16 protein-coding genes are annotated in these 21295 nt (G+C 45.5%); 8 read left to right on the plus strand and 8 right to left on the minus strand.

The window, feature by feature from the left end; genetic code table 11:
• Positions 1-14 precede the first annotated feature (14 nt).
• The 3 genes from spoT to recG are packed head-to-tail and all read left to right on the plus strand — an operon-like array spanning position 15 to position 5020.
• Positions 15-2171: a bifunctional GTP diphosphokinase/guanosine-3',5'-bis pyrophosphate 3'-pyrophosphohydrolase gene (gene spoT / locus Xsto_RS13405; RefSeq protein WP_099125371.1), complete on the plus strand. Its 2157-nt coding sequence runs from the start codon at positions 15-17 to the stop codon at positions 2169-2171.
• A 5-nt stretch (positions 2172-2176) separates the two neighbouring features.
• Entirely contained in the window at positions 2177-2884 is a 708-nt protein-coding gene (trmH, locus tag Xsto_RS13410) for a tRNA (guanosine(18)-2'-O)-methyltransferase TrmH (RefSeq protein ID WP_099125372.1), read from the plus strand.
• Positions 2885-2938: 54 nt separating this feature from the next.
• Positions 2939-5020: an ATP-dependent DNA helicase RecG gene (recG, locus tag Xsto_RS13415; protein ID WP_099125373.1), complete on the plus strand. Its 2082-nt coding sequence runs from the start codon at positions 2939-2941 to the stop codon at positions 5018-5020.
• An 82-nt stretch (positions 5021-5102) separates the two neighbouring features.
• Here the strand turns inward: recG and gltS are convergent, their stop codons facing one another.
• Positions 5103-6314 (minus strand): sodium/glutamate symporter, encoded by a 1212-nt coding sequence (gene gltS, locus Xsto_RS13420; protein ID WP_099109500.1) that lies wholly within the window; start codon positions 6312-6314, stop codon positions 5103-5105.
• Between the two features lie 239 nt (positions 6315-6553).
• Here gltS and Xsto_RS13425 point away from each other — a divergent pair, with 239 nt between their 5' ends.
• Positions 6554-7939 carry a uracil-xanthine permease family protein gene (locus tag Xsto_RS13425; protein WP_099109501.1) on the plus strand — a complete coding sequence of 462 codons (1386 nt, stop codon included), beginning with the start codon at positions 6554-6556 and terminating at the stop codon, positions 7937-7939.
• 214 nt (positions 7940-8153) lie between these two features.
• Positions 8154-9929, plus strand: coding sequence for an AsmA family protein (locus Xsto_RS13430; protein ID WP_211284320.1), 1776 nt, complete (start codon positions 8154-8156; stop codon positions 9927-9929).
• 62 nt (positions 9930-9991) lie between these two features.
• Here the strand turns inward: Xsto_RS13430 and fabY are convergent, their stop codons facing one another.
• The 4 genes from fabY to typA form a co-directional block, all read right to left on the minus strand.
• The gene (gene fabY, locus Xsto_RS13435) at positions 9992-10909 is read right to left on the minus strand and encodes a fatty acid biosynthesis protein FabY (RefSeq protein ID WP_099109502.1); all 918 of its coding nucleotides are present in this window, start codon (positions 10907-10909) and stop codon (positions 9992-9994) included.
• 81 nt (positions 10910-10990) lie between these two features.
• Positions 10991-11428: a D-aminoacyl-tRNA deacylase gene (gene dtd / locus Xsto_RS13440; protein ID WP_099109503.1), complete on the minus strand. Its 438-nt coding sequence runs from the start codon at positions 11426-11428 to the stop codon at positions 10991-10993.
• 234 nt (positions 11429-11662) lie between these two features.
• Positions 11663-12280 (minus strand): glucose-1-phosphatase, encoded by a 618-nt coding sequence (gene yihX, locus Xsto_RS13445; protein WP_099109504.1) that lies wholly within the window; start codon positions 12278-12280, stop codon positions 11663-11665.
• A gap of 240 nt (positions 12281-12520) precedes the next feature.
• The gene (typA, locus tag Xsto_RS13450) at positions 12521-14344 is read right to left on the minus strand and encodes a ribosome-dependent GTPase TypA (protein WP_099109505.1); all 1824 of its coding nucleotides are present in this window, start codon (positions 14342-14344) and stop codon (positions 12521-12523) included.
• Positions 14345-14909: 565 nt separating this feature from the next.
• Here typA and glnA point away from each other — a divergent pair.
• The 3 genes from glnA to glnG all read left to right on the plus strand — a co-directional run bounded on the left by glnA (position 14910) and on the right by glnG (position 18982).
• Positions 14910-16319 (plus strand): glutamate--ammonia ligase, encoded by a 1410-nt coding sequence (glnA, locus tag Xsto_RS13455; protein WP_099109506.1) that lies wholly within the window; start codon positions 14910-14912, stop codon positions 16317-16319.
• 174 nt (positions 16320-16493) lie between these two features.
• A complete protein-coding gene (gene glnL, locus Xsto_RS13460; protein WP_193756902.1) occupies positions 16494-17543 on the plus strand; it encodes a nitrogen regulation protein NR(II) in 1050 nt (349 codons plus the stop codon).
• 8 nt (positions 17544-17551) lie between these two features.
• A complete protein-coding gene (gene glnG, locus Xsto_RS13465; protein WP_099125374.1) occupies positions 17552-18982 on the plus strand; it encodes a nitrogen regulation protein NR(I) in 1431 nt (476 codons plus the stop codon).
• An 8-nt stretch (positions 18983-18990) separates the two neighbouring features.
• Here the strand turns inward: glnG and Xsto_RS13470 are convergent, their stop codons facing one another.
• The 3 genes from Xsto_RS13470 to hemN form a co-directional block, all read right to left on the minus strand.
• Positions 18991-19398: a type II toxin-antitoxin system VapC family toxin gene (locus Xsto_RS13470; protein WP_099109509.1), complete on the minus strand. Its 408-nt coding sequence runs from the start codon at positions 19396-19398 to the stop codon at positions 18991-18993.
• Positions 19398-19724, minus strand: a complete 327-nt coding sequence (locus tag Xsto_RS13475; protein ID WP_099109510.1) for a hypothetical protein — start codon at positions 19722-19724, stop codon at positions 19398-19400. The genes Xsto_RS13470 and Xsto_RS13475 overlap by 1 nt, the downstream gene beginning before the upstream one ends.
• Positions 19725-19803: 79 nt before the next feature.
• A complete protein-coding gene (gene hemN, locus Xsto_RS13480; protein WP_099125375.1) occupies positions 19804-21177 on the minus strand; it encodes an oxygen-independent coproporphyrinogen III oxidase in 1374 nt (457 codons plus the stop codon).
• Positions 21178-21295: the final 118 nt, after the last annotated feature.

Below are 21295 nucleotides of genomic sequence, written 5' to 3' on the forward strand. Positions count from 1 at the left end.
ACGGTAGGTCTGCCTTGTACCTGTTTGAAAGCCTGAATCAGCTTGTTCTTAAATATTTGCCTGAAGATCAGATTGGTCTGTTGAAGCAGGCTTATATCGTAGCTAGGGATGCCCATGAAGGGCAGACCCGCTCCAGCGGTGAGCCATATATTACTCATCCGGTTGCCGTTGCCTGTATTCTGGCTGAAATGCGCCTTGATCATGAAACACTGATGGCGGCACTTCTGCATGATGTCATAGAAGATACACCAACGACATTTCAGGATATCGAGCAACTATTCGGGACGGCTGTCGCCGGATTAGTTGAAGGTGTCTCTAAGCTGGACAAACTGAACTTCCGTGATAAAAAAGAAGCTCAGGCAGAAAACTTTCGCAAAATGGTCATGGCAATGGTACAGGATATCCGTGTCATTCTGATCAAACTGGCAGACCGTACACATAACATGCGAACCCTTGGTTCCTTACGCCCTGATAAACGGCGGCGCATCGCCAGGGAAACGCTGGAAATTTACAGTCCGTTAGCCCATCGATTGGGTATCCATCACCTGAAAACAGAACTGGAAGAGCTGGGTTTTGAAGCTCTGTATCCGAACCGTTACCGGGTGATTAAAGAGGTAGTTAAAGCTGCTCGCGGCAACCGTAAGGAGATGATCCAGAAAATTCTGTCAGAAATTGAGGGCAGATTAACGGATGCCGGCATCAAATGTACCGTCAATGGGCGGGAAAAACACCTCTACTCTATCTATCGTAAGATGCACCTGAAAGAACAGCGTTTTCATTCCATCATGGATATTTATGCGTTCCGTGTCATCGTCGATAACCTTGATACCTGTTACCGTGTTCTGGGGCAAATGCACAGCCTGTATAAACCCCGTCCCGGTAAGGTAAAAGATTATATTGCCATTCCCAAAGCTAACGGCTATCAGTCCCTGCATACTTCTCTGATCGGCCCACACGGAGTTCCGGTTGAAGTACAAATCCGTACTGAAGATATGGATCAAATGGCTGAAATGGGGGTTGCTGCACACTGGGCTTATAAAGAGCAGGGTGAATCAGGTACGACTGCTCAGGTTCGTGCTCAGCGCTGGATGCAAAGCCTGCTGGAGCTTCAGCAAAGTGCCGGTAGCTCTTTCGAATTTATTGAAAGCGTCAAATCTGATCTATTCCCTGATGAGATCTACGTTTTTACGCCTGAAGGGCGTATTGTCGAATTGCCGGCAGGGGCAACACCTGTCGATTTTGCCTATGCCGTTCACACCGATATTGGTCACGCCTGTGTCGGGGCTCGTGTTGATCGTCAGCCTTATCCACTGTCTCAAACCCTCAGCAGTGGGCAAACCGTCGAAATTATTACCGCACCAAGTGCCCGCCCTAATGCCGCATGGCTGAACTTTGTCGTCAGCTCTAAAGCACGCGCTAAGATCCGTCAGCTATTGAAAAACCTAAAACGGGATGATTCAGTCAGTTTGGGTCGGCGTCTGCTTAATCATGCACTCGGCAACGGCCTGAAAGTTGCCGATATCCCAGAAGAAAACATTGCCAGAGAACTGGCAAGAATGAAACTGACTTCACTGGATGATCTGCTGGCAGAAATCGGCTTAGGTAACGCAATGAGTGTCGTTGTTGCTCATAATCTGTTGGGCGAAAAGGAAAAAATGCCAGACAGTAATAGTGGCAATAATAACAATGGCAACAATAATAGTAACAACAATAATAGTAATAATAGCCGTAAACTGCCCATCAAAGGCGCTGATGGTATCCTGATTACCTTTGCCAAATGTTGCCGTCCTATCCCCGGTGACCCGATTATTTCTCATATCAGCCCGGGCAAAGGTTTGGTTATCCATCACGAATCCTGCCGTAATATTCGTGGCTACCAGAAAGAACCGGAAAAATTCATGCCTGTTGAGTGGGATAAAGATGTCAACAGCGATTTTATTGCTGAGATTAAAGTTGACATGTTTAATCATCAGGGTGCACTGGCAAATCTGACAGCCGCCATTAATGATGCGAACTCCAATATCCAAAGCATGAATACCGAAGAAAAAGATGGCCGTGTTTATTGTGCTTTCATTAGGTTGACTGCCAAAGATCGTATCCAGCTGGCAAATATCATGCGCAAGATACGTGTCATGCCGGATGTACTACGAGTCAGCCGTAACCGAAATTAGAGGTTATGAATCCTAAACGTTATGCACGTATTTGTCAGATGATGGCAATGCGTCAACCTGACCTGACGATTTGTTTAGAAGAAGTACACAAACCACATAATGTATCTGCAGTGATTCGTACTGCGGATGCAGTTGGCATTCACCAAATCCACGCCGTCTGGCCTACTCAACAATTACGAACTCAACTCTCTTCCGCCGCTGGCAGTAATAGCTGGGTTCAGGTAAAAACTCATTCATCTGTTGAGCAGGCTATCAACCAGTTTAAAACTGCCGGAATGCAGGTATTAGCGACCAATCTTTCTGATAAAGCCGTCGATTTCCGTCAGATTGATTACACTAAACCTACCTGTATCATTATGGGGCAGGAAAAGAAAGGCATTTCCAAACAGGCTATTGCTCTGGCAGATCATGATATTGTCATTCCGATGGTAGGCATGGTTCAGTCGCTGAATGTCTCCGTTGCTTCTGCGCTGATCCTGTATGAAGCACAGCGGCAACGCCAGCTTGCCGGTATGTATCAGCGAGAAGAAAGCACGCTATCTGAGGAAGATCAGCAAAAATTGCTGTTTGAAGGGGGGTATCCCGTTTTAGCGGCAGTTTCACACCGTAAAGGGCTGGAACAACCTTTGATTGATAAGCAAGGGCAAATCATAGCAAGTGAATCTTGGTGGGCAGCAATGCAGGCAACGACAACACCATCAGCAGGGAAATAAATCACACTGACGGAAAACCGGATTGATGGAGAACTGGATTAATGGAGAATAGATATGAAAGGCCGATTACTTGATGCCATCCCGTTAACAACTTTACGTGGTGTTGGAGCCAGTCAGGTAGGTAAGCTCGCCAAACTGGGATTGGTCAATCTACAGGATCTATTACTGCATTTGCCTCTCCGTTATGAGGATCAAACCCGACTATACCCTATCAATGAAGTGTTGCCCAGTATTTATGCGACGGTGACAGGCGAAATTTTACGTACCAATGTCATTTTTGGGCGGCGACGTATGATGACCTGCCAAATCAGTGACGGCACTGGCGTATTAACCCTGCGCTTTTTCAATTTCACTGCCGCCATGAAGAACAGTCTGGCAGAAGGTAAACATATCATCGCTTATGGTGAAATACGCCGGGGGTCTCAGGGGGCTGAAATTATTCACCCAGAATACAAAATACAGCAACACGCCGAACGTATCCATCTGCAGGAAACCTTAACCCCTGTCTACCCTACAACAGAGGGAGTACGTCAAACCACGCTACGTAAATTAATCGAACAGGCTTTGGAGCTGCTGGATACCTGCGCCGTTAATGAGCTATTACCGGAGCAGTTCAGCCGGAATATTATCAGCCTCTCAAATGCCCTGCATACGTTACACCGCCCACCGCCTGATATTTCCTTAGCTGATTTGGAAAGTGGCAGACATCCGGCTCAACGTCGCCTGATTCTGGAAGAATTACTGGCTCATCATTTAAGTATGCTGGCGGTCAGAGCAGGTGCGCAACGCTTTCAGGCCCAGCCGCTCACTGCGGATAATTCATTAAAACAGCGGTTACTGGCTCTGCTCCCTTTTTCACCGACTCGTGCACAAGATCGCGTGGTGGCGGAAATAGAGCATGATCTGGAAAAAGAAGTTCCGATGATGAGGCTGATTCAGGGGGATGTCGGTTCCGGAAAAACACTGGTTGCAGCACTGGCGGCAGTCCGTGCCATCGTTCATGGTAAACAGGTTGCATTGATGGCACCTACTGAACTACTTGCTGAGCAACATGCCAACACTTTTCGCCAGTGGCTGGAACCTCTCGGTATTCAGGTAGGATGGCTGGCTGGAAAACAAAAGGGCAAAGCTCGGCAGGCACAACAGGAAGCTATTGCCAGCGGGCAGGTAAGTATGGTCGTCGGCACGCATGCTATGTTTCAGGAACAGGTTAAATTTGCCGGATTAGCATTAGTAATTATTGATGAACAGCATCGCTTCGGTGTTCATCAGCGTCTGGCGCTGTGGGAAAAAGGGCATGAACAGGGCTTTCATCCTCATCAATTAATCATGACTGCCACACCAATTCCACGGACACTGGCAATGACCGCTTATGCCGATTTGGACACATCCGTTATTGATGAACTTCCTCCCGGGAGGACACCGGTAACAACTGTCGCCATTCCCGATACCCGTCGGAATGAAATTATCCAGCGAGTTAAAAATGCCTGCTTAGATGAAGGACGTCAGGCTTATTGGGTGTGTACTCTGATTGAAGACTCTGAAGTTCTGGAAGCACAAGCGGCTCAGGTTACTAGTGAAGAACTTGCTCTGGCGTTGCCTGAATTGAAAATCGGTTTAGTTCATGGGCGAATGAAGCCAGCTGAAAAACAAACTATCATGGAGGCTTTTAAAGGTGGTGAACTACAACTATTGGTTGCGACAACAGTGATTGAGGTTGGTGTTGATGTTCCCAATGCCAGCCTGATGATTATCGATAATCCGGAACGATTGGGACTCGCTCAGTTACACCAGCTTCGTGGTCGCGTCGGGCGTGGAGCAATAGCCTCGCATTGTGTTCTGCTTTATAAAACACCGCTGACCAATACTGCCAGAATCCGTTTGCAGGTTCTGCGGGACAGTAATGATGGTTTCGTCATTGCCCAAAAAGATTTAGAGATCCGAGGGCCGGGTGAACTTCTTGGTACACGCCAAACCGGTAATGTCGAATTCAAAATTGCCGATTTATTACGGGATCAAAGTATGCTCCCTGAAGTTCAGCGTATTGCCCACTATATCCACCAGCATTATCCGGAAAACGCGAAGGCATTAATTGAGCGCTGGCTTTCCGATCGCTCTCAGTATAGCCACGCCTGAGTAATAAGGTTTCACAAAAATAAAAAAATGCCGCTGAAATCTTCCAGCGGCATATCTAACAAGAACAAAAATTTACGTTAAATTAACCTGTGACAGATGGGAATATAGGTAACATCAGGTAAATTTTGATAATTGCAGCGTTAACGATATCAATAAAGAACGCACCTACCATCGGTACAAGCAAGAATGCTACATGGGATGGCCCGAAACGGTCAGTAATTGCCTGCATATTTGCAATAGCTGTAGGTGTTGCACCCAATCCGAAGCCACAGTGACCGGCAGACAGTACTGCTGCATCATAATTTTTACCCATGACTCTGTAAGTCACGAATATTGCGTACAATGCCATCACTACCGCCTGTACAGCGAGGATCACCAGCATAGGCAGGGCAAGGGAAGCCAGTTGCCACAATTTGAGACTCATCAATGCCATTGCCAGGAAGAGTGACAAGCTGACGTTACCCAGTACTGATACAGCCCGATCAAATACCCGGTAAAAGCCGAGCAGAGATAGGCCATTACTCAGTATCACACCGGTAAACAGAACACAGACAAACGTTGGCAAAAAGAGAGTATCTTCCAGCACCTTCTCAAGGTAGTTACCGACTAACAAGCAGATAGAGATTAATGCGATGGTTTCCAGCATGACCAATGGCGTGATCAAGCGACCGGTATAAGGTTTTTCAAATGCAGATGGAACTTCAGCATCATCACTCTCCAGACCCGGTGTTTTGTCATTTCTCACCAGTAAACGAGCAACAGGCCCACCAATCAGGCCTCCGAGAATCAAGCCGAATGTCGCACAAGCCATTGCTACTTCAGTCGCATTCTCAAAACCATAGCGTTCAGTAAATACCTTACCCCATGCAGCGCCCGTGCCGTGCCCTCCCGAAAGGGTCACAGACCCTGCCAGTAGCCCCATCAATGGGTCAAGGCCGAGCATTTTTGCCAGCGCAATACCGACTGTGTTTTGTACCAACAGCAAGCCTACAACGGCAACAACAAAGATTAAGAGAAGTTTTCCGCCTGCTCTCAGGCTGGCGAGGTTAGCATTCAGGCCAACTGTGGCGAAAAATGCCAACATAAGGGGGTCTTTGAGGGATAGGTCAAAGCTGACTTCCCAGCCCGTAGACTGTTTAACTGCCAGCAGAACAAAAGCAACCAGTAAGCCACCTGCGACTGGCTCTGGAATTGTATACTTTTCAAGAAATGAAATTGACTGTACGAGCTTTCTTCCCAGTAGCAAAACAAGTGTGGCCGCAACGAGCGTGCCATAAATATCCAGATGATACATTTATGTACCCCATCTAATTGTTAAAATTATGTTAATTTAATGCGACGTTATAATCATCCTATAAAAACGCCAAGAGCAGGTAAGGATTGGATTAGAAAAAAAATTCCTAATAAACACAAGTTAAAACATTTAAAAGTGTGACGAAATAAGGTTATAAGCCATAGGCAAAATTTCACGCAAACGATTGCTTTTATAATCTAGATCAATAAAATGTGTTTTTTTCACTCGAAACGACACTCATGGCCACCTCAACACGCGAAAATCCAGCACTGGAAACTCTCAAAAAATCAGACAGCGAATTAATTTACCGTCTGGAAGATAAACCCCATCTTCCGCATGCTGTATTTGCCGCCTTTCAGCATCTGCTGGCAATGTTCGTTGCCGTTATCACGCCAGCTATGTTGATCTGTCAGGCGCTTGGACTTCCGGCAGAAGATACCCAACGCATCATCAGTATGTCTCTGTTTGCCTCCGGTCTGGCATCACTGATTCAAATCCGCTCCTGGGGACCTGTTGGCTCTGGTTTACTTTCTATTCAGGGTACCAGCTTTAATTTTGTCACTCCCCTCATCATGGGTGGCTTGTCCCTGAAAAATGGCGGTGCTGATGTGCCGACCATGATGGCTGCTCTGTTTGGTACGTTGATGCTTGCAGCAACGACAGAGATATTACTTTCCCGTGTACTTCATCTGGCTAAAATGCTCATCACCCCTTTGGTTTCCGGCATTGTTGTCATGATTATTGGCCTATCACTTATTCAGGTCGGGCTGACTTCTATCGGTGGCGGCTATTCTGCTATTCAGCAAGGTACATTCGGTGCCCCTGAAAATCTTTTTCTGGCCGGAATTGTTCTTGCCATCATCGTATTGCTGAATCGTCAGCATAATCCCTATCTGCGGGTAGCTTCTCTGGTTATTGCCATGACAGTAGGTTATCTGGCCGCCTGGTGCATGGACATGCTACCCCACTCCGCCACAACAGAAGACAAACCAATTATCACTGTGCCTGCCCCGCTGTATTACGGGCTTTCTATTGACTGGCATTTACTCATCCCATTAATCCTGATTTTTATGGTGACATCATTGGAAACGATTGGGGATATTACAGCCACTTCAGATGTTTCCGAGCAGCCAGTCTGCGGCCCGTTATATATAAAGCGCATTAAGGGTGGTGTATTGGCAAATGGCATCAATTCGATGATTTCTGCTGTATTTAATACATTCCCGAATTCCTGTTTTGGTCAGAATAACGGCGTCATCCAATTAACGGGTGTTGCCAGCCGTTATGTTGGCTACCTTATTGCTTCTATGCTGATCCTGATGGGGCTATTTCCGGCAGTCGCCGGTTTTGTCCAGCATATTCCAGAGCCGGTATTAGGTGGCGCGACGATTGTCATGTTCGGCACAATTGCAGCGTCCGGTGTCAGAATTGTTTCCCGGGAACCGTTAAATCGCCGTGCCATTATGATCATTGCATTATCACTGGCCATGGGACTTGGCGTTGCACAACAACCCCTTATTTTACAGTTTGCACCTGAGTGGATAAGAAATCTGTTTTCTTCCGGTATTGCAGCTGGTGGCCTGACTGCAATCCTGCTTAATCTGATTTTTCCTCAGGAAAAATAAACTATCGCGTTTCAATCTAAGATTTTCACCTTCGTTTTCGCCTTGTTGTTATATTATCCCGCTCTAATCGCGGGATTTTTTTTATATTTTGCGTAACCTTTCGCAATATTCTGCCCTAGATGGGGGAATTAAAGGTTTTTCAGCATTGTCTATTGAGTGATGCTCTTTTTTACGGCATAAAAGGATTTTTTCAGGAAGATTATATTGGGGTGAGATGATGAAGTGGTTAGGGAAAGGCTTTGCTGTTCTGCTGTTATTACTGATTCTGGCAATTATTGCTGTTTATTTTGTTGCCCAGACACACTGGGGAGCAAAGAAAATAAGCAGATGGATTAATAAACAAGGTCATTATCAGGTCAATATTGAAAATATCAATCACAGCTTGCTCCAGCCTATGACCTTAATGCTCCATAATGTGAGTCTCAGTGATAAGCAAGGCTCTTTCTCACTCAATGCCAATACTGTAGATCTGGATTTTAAATGGCAGGCCCCGACAAAATTAACAAATCTGCGTAAGTTGACCTTACAAGATGGAAAACTGATACTTTCAGGCTCTGAGTTTACCCAAGCCTTGAAAGCCGATGTTTTGCAACTGAATAAAATGGATGTTCAGCTAACAACCCCCAGTTCACAGATTCAGGGCAAAAATATTGTCGGCGGTATTACTCCCTGGTCTCCTGATAAGAATACCCTTTTTGGCTCAGGGCAATACCAGTTCAGTGCCAATAATATCAACATAAATGGCCTGTCATTTGATAAGGTCGTCATGCAGGGTAGCTATCAGAATAACAATCTGGTTATAAATTCCTTTGGTGCGAAGTTCCTACAGGGTCTGATCTCTGGGAATGGGCAACAATTAGCTGATGGCAGCTGGAACTTAGAAAATATTCTGATCAATGACATCCGCTGGCAATCACCCATGACTCTGGCTGCACTGACAGAAAAAACCCGCCATCTGCCCGCTATCCACATTAAAGATCTCAATCTCACTAACGCCAAATTACAGGGAAAAGACTGGTCTGCTGATTATCTTAATACCAGCATTAAAGGATTGGGGTTGGTCAACGGGCAATGGCAGGCAGAAGATGGCCTGATTGACTTTAATGCCATGAACATGGCCTTCAACGAAGCTCAGTTCAAAGATATATTAGGCCAGTTCAGTTTTTCCGGTGATATTTTTACCATCGCTAATCTGACTACCCATTATCAGAAGGGCTTATTTAATATTAAAGCGCAGTGGGATCGACAAAATCACCAGTTAACCCTCAATGATAGCTCTGTAACCGGTTTGATTTACGCCTTACCTCCAGAGTGGCGCAACTATATTAAAAATCCGGCACCTGAATGGATTTCAGCACTGAAGTTAAATAATGTCAGTATCAACAATACGCTCCTGATTGATACCAACCCTGATTTTCCATTTCAGCTCACCACCTTATCGGGATATGTCGATACTCTGGATATCCTGAAAGATGGTCACTGGGGATTATGGAATGGGAAAGCTTCATTGCAGGCCATGAGTGGCACATTCAATAAAGTTGAAATAGTGCGTCCTTACCTGCAACTACATGCCGCAAATGACAAGGTTATTATTGATAAAATGAATACCTTTTCAGGTGACGGTATACTCCAGTTTAACGGCTTCCTTGAGCAGCTTGCTGCCCAAAACCCCTTCCAGCTCAATGTCAAAGGAATGAGTGTGAATTTGGGAATTTTGCCACAATGGGGCTGGATACCACTTCACCTGCATGGTGAAGGTAATTTCTCACTGGCTATCACTGGGAACCTTTCTGTCGATAATCTGAAAAGCACGATCAATGGCACACTGACAGCTGAAGATAAGGCATCCAATAAAGAGTCACAATCCATTAAGCAAGGCGTGATTTCTACTGACAACTGCCCAGCCGGGCAATCTAATACAGAACAATCTGGTGAGGCTGGGCAACCGAATGGTGATCAAAGCAAAACCTGTGCAACCGTCGTATTGTAAAAACTCAGTATGTTTTAGGTTGTAGAAGAGCCACATATTTCAGCAACTCAGGTGGTAATAGTTTATGCTGCCGCTGCCCGCTCTGCGGGTAAGACAATATAAGTGCCGGTGAACACACTTCCGAGTCCCTGTTCACCGCTGACATGAACCTCCAGTTTTACACGTGCTTTATTACCACGGGCAAGACGGGCTAAATCACCGCTCATATTGTTGAGGTCGGCAACAGCACTAGGACGACCAACAATAGGTTTTTGGTAACGAATATTCGCATCCACCAGGATGATTTCACCCCCTAGTTGACGCTCCTGCAATAGCAGCCAAATCAGACCCCAGGCGGTTAATGTCGATTGAGAAAATAGACTGCCAGCAAAAATAGTATGATGAGGGTTTTGGTTCCCTGCTTCCGGCATAGTGGTAATAAAGCGCTGCCCCGTATATTGAGTAATACGTACCCCCATCTTTTCACTCAGGGGGATATGTTTGTACCATGCCTGCTGCAATTGAGCACACCAGTCCGGACGATGCAAAATATCATCAAGACTCATAATGGGTTTAATCATCAAAAAATGATTAATAGGAGATGAGTTAGCGCCGTTGATAAGCCCACGGTTTTGAAATCCCAGCTTATTAAAGAAATCAACCGCATCCTCACGCGCACTGCAAACTATCCGTTTCACACCTTCCTGCCGGGCAACAGATTCCAGCGCCATTGCAATCAAGGTGCCCAGCCCTTTTTGCTGCTCATTCGGGTCAACAGCCAGAAAACGGATAGCACCTTCACTGTCCGCATTGATATATAAACGTCCGACAGCGACTGGCCTGCCTTTCTCATCAACCACCATTTGATGGTGAGCCATTGAGTCATAAGCATCTTTTTCTGAGCCGACAGGCTGATGAAGTGGTTTACGCAGCATCTCCCAACGGAATTGGTAATAAGTTTCCAGCTCTTGTTCGGTTTGAGGTACTCTGAGGTGATACATAGAAACAGCCCCTTCTTTGCGTGTTGTCGTGTGTAGTCGGGGAGCATGCATGCTTTTAACATTATATTTCTAATCAGAAAGTCATACTTGTAACCAGAAAGTCACTGGCCCGTCATTTGTCAGACTTACTTTCATGTCCGCAGCAAATTGCCCCATTTCTGTTTTTACACCAGTTGCACGGCACTGTTCAACAAAATAGCGATAAAGTTCATCTGCTTTTTTGGGTTCAGCGCCTCCAGAAAAGCTTGGTCTTAAACCTTTTTGGGTGTCCGCAGCCAGAGTGAATTGAGAGATAACCAATAGGCTACCATTGGCTTGCTGGACGTTGAGATTCATTTTCCCATTTTCATCACTGAATACGCGATAACCCATTACCTTTTCACACAGACGCTGTACTTTTTGCTGGTCATCTTCTTTTTCAACCCCCAGAAAAACGAGCAGCCCCTGTTCAATTTCACCTATAGTCTGACTATCAACAACCACTTTTGCCTGTGTTACGCGTTGAATTAATGCAATCATTTTTCTTATGTATGATCCGTATCGGTAGATTAACCTGTAAGGGTGGAGCCTCGCTTGCCAAGATGCCACCCTATTTAGAACTTGTTGAATATTATACCCTTCGTCTTTCAAGTTGCCTCTTTGTTGGCTACGCTCGCTTACCCCAGTCACATAGTTATCTATGCTCCCGGGGATGAGTTCCCTTGCCGCCGCGATGCAACTCGAAATCCATTGGGTATACATGAAGATCAGAAATTATGTTACGGTGAGAGGTGAAAAGTCATGTGCCTTAAAATAATCTGGGATAGTATCCCTACCGCTTACATGAATAGCATTGAAGCCTAATCTTTTGGCTGCTTCAACATTTTCCAGAACATCATCAAAAAAAACCGCCTGCTCAGCAGCAACACCTTCTTTTTCCAGTAAATATTTAAAGATGTCCTGATTAGGTTTACGTATCCCCAGATCCTGAGACAGGTATAAATGATCTGCTGATGTAGTGACTTCAGGGTATTGTTGCGGCCAATACTTAAAATGTAGGTTATTTGTGTTGGATAACACCACAACCCGATGCCCTTGCTCACGCAGTTTATTCATCAACGCAATAACTTCCTGCCTGACACCAACAAAAATCGCATTCCAGCCTTCAGAAAACTGTTCAAAGCTAAGAGAAACTTCCATTTCATCACATAGTATTTCGGCAAATTCTGCATCTGTAATTTGGCCACACTCGTGCTTTTCAAATGCTTCGCCCAGAGCAAATTTGGGAGCCAGAACTGCAAGTGGTGTCCCGCTCAGGTTACTCCAAACAGCCAGTACCCTTCTAAAATCAATATCAATAATCACGTTACCCATATCGAAAATATACAGCATACTCCCTCCTGACTGAGGTATCTCGTTTTGTATTTTTATCATAATTTCATCAATAAAAAAGGTGAAGCGACAAAAAATAGACAAATTACGCTGATAATCAACCCACATAAAGAGTCAATCTTAGTTGAAAAATAAGAAACTGAGTGAGGTTGCAATACTGGCAGGCTATTGAGAGAAGAGAGCAGATTAAGCGGAGCATGAAACTCAGGGTGCCGAAGCACCCTAAGCTGTCAGGAGGAATTAAGCGTCTTTGCTGCGGCTTGCGCGGCGACGATCATTCTCAGTCAGATGGCGTTTACGCAGACGAATTGACTCTGGCGTCACTTCTACCAGTTCGTCATCATCAATAAACTCCAGTGCCTGCTCCAGTGTTTTCTTGATATGCGGAGACAGTGTTGTCGCTTCATCAGTACCTGAAGCACGAACGTTGGTCAGCTTTTTACCTGTCAGACAGTTTACTGTCAGGTCATTGGAGCGGGAGTGAATACCGATGATCTGGCCTTCATAAACTTCTGTACCATGACCAAGGAACAGCTTACCGCGCTCCTGCAAACCATACAGAGCATAAGCAACGGCTTTACCCTGCCCATTGGAGATCAGTACACCATTCTGGCGACGGCCAATTTCACCCGGACGGATGTCATCATAGTGGCTGAATGTTGCGTACAGCAGACCAGTACCGGAAGTCATAGTCATGAACTCAGTACGGAAGCCGATCAGACCACGGCTTGGGATAACATAATCCAGACGTACGCGACCTTTGCCATCTGGCAGCATATCACGCATCTCGCCTTTACGTTCACCCAGTGCCTGCATCACATCACCCTGATGCTGCTCTTCGATATCCAGAGTTACCTGCTCAAAAGGTTCCTGCTTACGGCCGTCAATTTCACGGAAAATAACTTTCGGACGAGAAACGCCCAGCTCGAAACCTTCACGACGCATGTTCTCAATCAGAACGGAAAGGTGCAATTCACCACGACCGGAAACACGGAAAGCATCTGGATCTTCAGTTTCTTCAACGCGCAGAGCCACGTTATGAACCAGTTCTTTTCTCAGACGATCAAGGATCTGACGGGATGTTACGTATTTACCTTCACGACCACAGAAAGGTGAAGTGTTAACACAGAAGTACATGCTAACGGTAGGCTCATCAACGGCCAGCGCTGGCAGAGCTTCAACAGCATTAACTTCACACAGCGTGTCAGAGATGTTCAGATCGCCCAGACCGGTAATCGCGATGATGTCACCCGCTTCAACCTTATCTGATTCGATACGATCCAGACCCAGGTGGCTGAATACTTTACCAACTTTACCGTTACGAGTTTTACCTTCGCTATCGATAAGCGTGATGTTCTGGTTTGGTTTTACGGTTCCGCGCTTAATGCGGCCGATACCGATAACACCCACGTAGTTGTTGTAGTCCAGCTGGGAAATCTGCATCTGGAACGGGCCATCAAGATCAACTTTAGGTGGCTCAACATGGTCAACGATTGCCTGATACAGCGGAGTCATATCTTCTGCCATTTCAGTGTGCTCGTTGCCTGCGATGCCCATCAATGCAGAAGCATAAACGATAGGGAAATCCAGCTGCTCATCAGTTGCACCCAGGTTTACGAACAGGTCAAATACCTGATCGACAACCCAGTCAGGACGTGCGCCCGGACGGTCAACTTTGTTGATAACAACAATTGGCTTCAAACCATGAGCGAAGGCTTTCTGGGTGACGAAGCGAGTCTGTGGCATAGGGCCATCCATCGCATCCACCAACAGTAAAACACTGTCGACCATTGACATTACACGCTCTACTTCGCCACCGAAGTCGGCGTGGCCCGGGGTATCCACGATATTGATACGGTAGTCATTCCATTTGATGGCAGTATTTTTTGCAAGGATGGTAATACCACGTTCTTTTTCCAGATCATTGGAATCCATCACACGCTCAGCTGTTGCAGCACGTTCACCAAATGTACCGGATTGCTGTAAGAGTTTATCAACCAGCGTTGTTTTGCCATGGTCAACGTGAGCGATAATGGCAATGTTTCTTAAATTATTAATTGACAAGTATTTTTACCGTTTTAGCTATTTGAAGAAATATTAAATGGGTACAGCATGCAGGGCGCGATGCTACCCTCATTCAACACAAATATGGTGCTATTTTACACGTTATAACCACAGAGTGAAATAAATGTGAGACGCATCACTTTTGAAGTTTATCTGTTTTTTTGCATATAAACACGACATAACCTGAAATAACATTAATAACCATCATGATAACAACCGTGATAACAATCACAATTATAGTAATTAACCTGTATTTTATAGCGGCTCCAGCAATTCACCATAACAGTGCAGATCGTCATTCCAATGCACCAATTAAGTGCAAAAACCCTCAAAAACTCCTCGCCCTTTCTATCAATTCCCTATAATTTTTCCCCATTTATGTACGGATACATCAGGATTAAAGCTTTTTTAAAAATTGGCACGCTTTTCGCATTAGTTTTCACATTAGAGTTTAGCATTGAAAATTGCCACGAATTGTCTGTATACAAAGACAGCATCAGCTGCTTAAGATAAAGGCGGCGTTTCTGACAACGCATCCGGCTGACGTAAACCAGGAGAACTTAGTATGTCCGTTGAACATGTTTTATCCATGATTGAAGAACATCAGGTGAAGTTTATTGACTTACGTTTTACTGACACTAAAGGTAAAGAACAGCACATCACTATTCCTGCCCACCAGATTGATGAAGACTTCTTCGAAGATGGTAAAATGTTTGACGGTTCATCTATCAAGGGCTGGAAAGGTATCAATGAATCTGACATGGTGTTAATGCCCGATCCTTCTACAGCCATGCTTGACCCTTTCTTTGATGATGCAACTCTGATTATTCGTTGCGATATTCTGGAACCCGGCACCATGCAGGGTTATGGTCGTGATCCACGCTCCATTGCAAAACGTGCAGAAGATTTCCTGCGTTCCAGTGATATTGCTGACACTGTTCTGTTCGGGCCAGAGCCAGAATTCTTTCTGTTCGATGATGTTCGTTTCGGCAGTTCTATCTCAGGCTCTTATTACCATATTGATGATACCGAAGCGGCATGGAACAGTGGAACCCGCTACGAAGGTGGTAACAAAGGCCACCGTCCCGGTCTCAAAGGCGGCTATTTCCCAGTTCCCCCGGTAGATTCTTCTCAGGATCTGCGCTCAGCAATGTGTCTGACGATGGAAGAGATGGGGCTGGTTGTGGAAGCGCATCACCATGAAGTTGCAACCGCAGGCCAGAACGAAGTCGCAACCCGCTTTAATACTATGACCAAAAAAGCGGATGAAACCCAGATTTACAAATATGTTGTACATAATGTCGCCCATGCTTTCGGTAAAACCGCCACATTTATGCCGAAACCACTAGTTGGAGATAATGGCTCAGGCATGCACTGTCATATGTCACTGTCCAAAGGCGGTGTTAACCTGTTCGCGGGCGACAAATACGGTGGTTTGTCCGAAATGGCACTTTATTATATCGGCGGTATTATCAAACATGCCCGTGCTCTGAATGCCTTTACCAATCCAACAACCAACTCATACAAACGTCTGGTGCCCGGTTTTGAAGCTCCAGTGATGCTGGCCTATTCTGCCCGTAACCGCTCAGCTTCTATCCGTATTCCGGTTGTTGCCAGCAGTAAAGCCCGTCGGATTGAAGTCCGTTTCCCTGATCCGGCTGCAAACCCTTATCTGGCGTTCTCAGCTCTGCTGATGGCAGGCCTTGATGGGATCATCAATAAAATACATCCGGGTGATTCAATGGATAAAAACCTGTATGACCTGCCAGCCGAAGAAGCACAAGAAATCCCAACCGTGGCCTCTTCTTTGGAAGAAGCACTGGCGGCTCTGGATGCAGACCGTGAATTCCTGACACGCGGTGGTGTTTTCACTGATGATGCAATTGATGCTTATATCGGTGTACTGAATGGTGAAATTGAACGCGTCCGCATGACACCACACCCTCTGGAGTTTGAACTGTATTACAGCGTGTAATGCTTAAAAGCATCACCGCCGTTCTTGATTAGTTTTGTTGCCGTGAAACTTTTGGCCCATTTTCGAATGGGTCCTTTTCCTTCTGACCTTTCCCTCCGATATCTCAGATATAAAGAGGGGTACTCAATTTATGATTAAATAAGATACAATGCACCAAAAAAGTGCAAAGGTTGAATGGCAATGGCTGATTTTCCCAAAGCAGAACAAATTCTTGATTCATTGATAAATAGTGTATTAGTGCTGGATAACGATTTGATTATCCACTATGCCAATCATTCCGCTATGCAACTTCTGGCACAAAGTACACGTAAATTATTCGGCACTCCGCTTCCGGTTTTATTCAGCTATATCTCGCTGGATACGGAATTTATGCGATCCAGCCTGATACGCGGGCATGGTTTTACAGATAACGAAGTGATATTGGTGATCAATAATCACTCGCATGTTATGTCGCTCAGTGCCCAGCCAATTTCCGAACAGTTTATTCTGTTGGAACTCGCTCCTATGGATAGTCAGCGACGTTTAAGCCAAGAGCAGGTACAACAGGCACAACAGATAGCTGCACGGGAATTGGTTCGGGGGCTGGCACATGAAATTAAAAATCCGCTGGGGGGTTTACGGGGAGCCGCTCAATTACTGGCAAAGACATTGCCGGATCCCTCTTTGCGGGAATATACACAAGTCATTATTGAACAGGCTGACAGACTTCGTACCCTTGTCGATCGGTTATTGGGGCCTCAACATCCGGGGGCTAAGATTAGCCAGAGCATCCACCATGTTGTCGAGCGGGTTTATCAGTTGGTATCACTGGAAATGCCCAGTAATATTACTCTGGTCAAAGATTACGACCCCAGCCTGCCGGAGCTGTCTCATTACCCTGATCAAATTGAGCAGGTTTTATTAAACATCACCCGCAATGCGCTACAGGCATTAGGTAATCAAAAAGGCACTATTACTTTACGTACCCGGACAGCCTTCCAGATCACCTTGCACGGTGAACGTTACCGTTTGGCAGCCCGGATTGATATTGAAGATAATGGGCCGGGCATTCCTCCGAATATTCAGGATATGCTATTTTACCCAATGGTGAGTGGGCATGAAGGCGGAACCGGGCTTGGGTTATCTATTGTCCGCAATCTCATTGATCAGCACACGGGAAAAATAGAATTTACTAGCTGGCCGGGGCATACGGAATTTTCCATTTACCTGCCTATCAAGAAATAGGGGATATCATGCAACGAGGAAAAATCTGGATCGTTGATGACGACAGTTCTATCCGCTGGGTACTTGAACGGGCGTTGAGCGGCGCGGGTATGGATTGTGTCAGTTTTGAAAATGCAGATTCCGTATTGGCTGCATTATCACAGAACAGCCCTGAAGTACTGCTGTCAGACATCCGTATGCCGGGTCTTGATGGATTAAGTTTGCTCAATCAAATCAGGCAGAATCACCCCCAGCTTCCGGTCATCATTATGACCGCCCATTCTGATTTAGATGCAGCCGTCAGTGCCTATCAGCACGGAGCATTCGATTATCTGCCAAAGCCGTTTGATATTGATGAAACGGTCGCACTGGTTGAACGGGCATTAAGCCATTCACGTGAACAACAACAAACTTCCCGCAGTCCGAAAATAGCCTCATCGGTTTCTGAAATAATCGGAGAAGCTCCTGCCATGCAGGAGGTATACCGGATTATCGGGCGCCTTTCCCGCTCTTCCATCAGTGTGTTAATCAATGGTGAATCGGGAACAGGAAAAGAGCTGGTAGCTCATGCCCTGCATCGCCATAGCCCAAGAGCCGCCGCGCCTTTTATTGCCCTGAATATGGCGGCGATCCCAAAAGATTTAATTGAATCAGAGTTATTCGGCCATGAAAAAGGGGCTTTCACCGGAGCTAATCAGGTTCGTCAAGGGCGCTTCGAACAGGCCAATGGCGGTTCACTGTTTCTGGACGAAATCGGCGATATGCCACTGGATATCCAGACGCGCCTGTTACGGGTTCTGGCAGAAGGGCAGTTTTATCGGGTTGGTGGCTATGCACCGGTAAAAGTTGATGTCCGTATTATTGCCGCCACTCATCAGAATCTTGAACAACGGGTCGAAGAAGGTAAGTTCAGAGAAGACCTTTATCATCGCCTGAATGTCATTCGATTGCAGCTCCCCCCATTACGGGATCGTGTGGAAGATATTCCCCGTATCGCTCAACATTTCCTGCAACAGACCGCCAAAGAGCTGGGAATTGAGGCCAAAGAACTGCATCCTGATACTGAAAAAGCCCTGATGAACCTATCATGGTCCGGGAATGTCCGTCAGCTGGAAAATGTCTGCCGCTGGCTAACGGTGATGGCTGTCAGTAAAGAAATTCTGGTACAGGATCTACCAACTGATTTAATTGAAAGTCAGCCCGTTGAGCAAACAGATAATGTTCTTGTTTCCGGTTTTTCATCATCAGAAGAGTGGCCACAACAATTAGCGACATGGGCAGAGAATGCCTTACAAGCCGGCAAGACGGATCTTCTTTCTGACGCTTTACCATTATTGGAGCGAACCTTACTTAACTGCGCATTAACGCATACTAATGGACATAAGCAGGAAGCAGCCCGTTTACTTGGCTGGGGCAGAAATACAATCACGCGGAAATTGAAGGAATTGGGGTTGGAGTGATATATCAGCTATCTATTACTAAGTAGATATTTAGAAAAGTCAGTAAACTGGGTTAATATCGCTTCATCATTTGTTACTAATATTATCCCTTCGTATTTGGCTTGAGCCACTAGCATAAGATCAAAAGGATCCCGGTGCTTTACTATCGGTAATTCATAATAGCTAAGAGAATGCTCTATTGTTACCATCAAAGGCAAAAAACCCACCTCATTCTGTGCCACATCAGTGATAATTGCTGGCTCAAAAGAATAATCACTCCTGCCCAATCTCCTCTTTATCGCTATTTCCTGAATACTGACAGCACTGAAATAGACTTCATTATCAGTATCTCTCAATAATTCATTGATTTCTTTTTTCAGCTTTGCGGGTTCAGCCAGATACCAGAGCAAAATATGTGTATCTAATAAATAACGCATTACTCTTTCCCTTCAAACATAGAAAGAATTTCACGATCATATCTGGCAAACTCTTCCTCTGTCGGCACAGAAATCTTTCCAGTTAAGACACCAATCGGCCTTAATTGCTTTTCAGGATTAGCAAGCCCACCTATCGGTCTCTTCACCCTAAGCTTTGCAAGTTTTGTCACTATATTCGGGACATGTTTTCCACGAGAACGACGGTAAGCCTTCACCTCTACTATTTCTTTACCACCATCTCTGATAACAACTGCCTGACCTTGCCTGATGACAGCTCTTAATTCTTCAGGTAACTCTGCAATATTGAGTTTCATTTCTGTACTCATAAATCCTCCCTTAAAATTGAAGGTGTGCATTAATTTTAACCAACTATTGATTAAAAGTTAACTTGAATACTCAACAAATTCATATCACCCGTGAAAACTGCCGCTGGCGCATTTGATTACGCAGGTAATGATCAAAACACATGCAAATATTGCGGATTAGCAAACGCCCTTTTGCTGATACCCGAATCTGCTTTTCACTCACTTCAACCAGCCCATCTTGCACCAACGGTGCCAATAATTGCAGATCTTCGGCGAAATAATCTGTGAAACTCACGCTATAAGCACACTCAATATCAGCAAAATTTAACCGGAAGTTACAAATCAGTGCCTTAATCACATCACGACGGATGCAATCATCTTGCGTCAGCGCTAACCCCCGCCATAACGCATGCCCCTGCGCGTTTACCTCAGCATAGTAGGTTTTGAGATCTTTTTGGTTCTGTACATAACAGTCGCCCAACATACTGATAGCCGAAACACCGATGCCCAATAAGTCACAGTCATCTTGGGTGGTGTATCCCTGAAAATTGCGATGCAGTACACCTTCTCTTTGGGCAATCGCTAATTCATCATCAGGGCGAGCGAAGTGATCCATGCCAATAAACTGATAGCCGTTACCTGTTAAAGTCGCGATAGTTTGCTGCAAAATATCCAGTTTCTGTGCCGCACTCGGTAAATCACTCTCTTTAATTTTGCGTTGTGCCGCAAATAGATTCGGCATGTGAGCATAATTGAACACACTCAGACGATCCGGCGATAACGCCAGTACACGCTGCAATGTGAAAGCAAAACTTTCCGGTGTCTGCTTGGGTAGGCCATAAATCAAATCAATACTGGTTGATGTAAAACCTGTCTCGCGGGCACGATTGACCAATTCGAAGATAAAATCCTCGTCCTGTTCACGATTGACCAGACACTGAACTTCCTTGTTGAAATCCTGCACTCCCATACTCAGTCGGTTAAAACCCTCATTGCGCAGATGATCAATGACATTCAGCTCAATTTCACGCGGATCAATTTCTATGGAAATTTCAGCATCGGGCAGAAAACAGAAGTGGCTACGCAACATCGACATCAATCGGCTAATCTGCATCTTATCGAGATACGTCGGCGTTCCTCCCCCCCAGTGCATCTGACTGACTTTCCGATGAGGAAATAACTTTGCCCTTGTTGCTATCTCTTGTTCCAGAACAGCCAGATAATCATCCGCTTTATGTTTCTGCCGCGTAACCAGCTTATTGCAGCCGCAGAAATAACAAAGTTTATGACAAAACGGGATATGAATATAAAGGGAAAGAGGACGCTCAGGGTAACGCGCTGCGGCCTGTATGAACGCCGCATTATCATACTGCTGGTTAAATTCCAGCGCTGTTGGGTATGAAGTATAACGAGGCCCTGAATAATTATATTTTTGGATCAAAGGCAGATCCCAGACAATGGCTTGCTCTGACATGCTTATCTCTTCCGCTGTTCTGGCCTATCAAATGGGCTGCTATAGTTTACCCAATCAGCATAGCAAATACCATATTGAAAGTATGGGTATATACACAATGGATTTCAAAATGCGTCAC

Origin of the sequence: Xenorhabdus stockiae (genome assembly GCF_002632825.1) — a bacterium.
In the GTDB taxonomy this organism is placed as follows: domain Bacteria; phylum Pseudomonadota; class Gammaproteobacteria; order Enterobacterales; family Enterobacteriaceae; genus Xenorhabdus; species Xenorhabdus stockiae.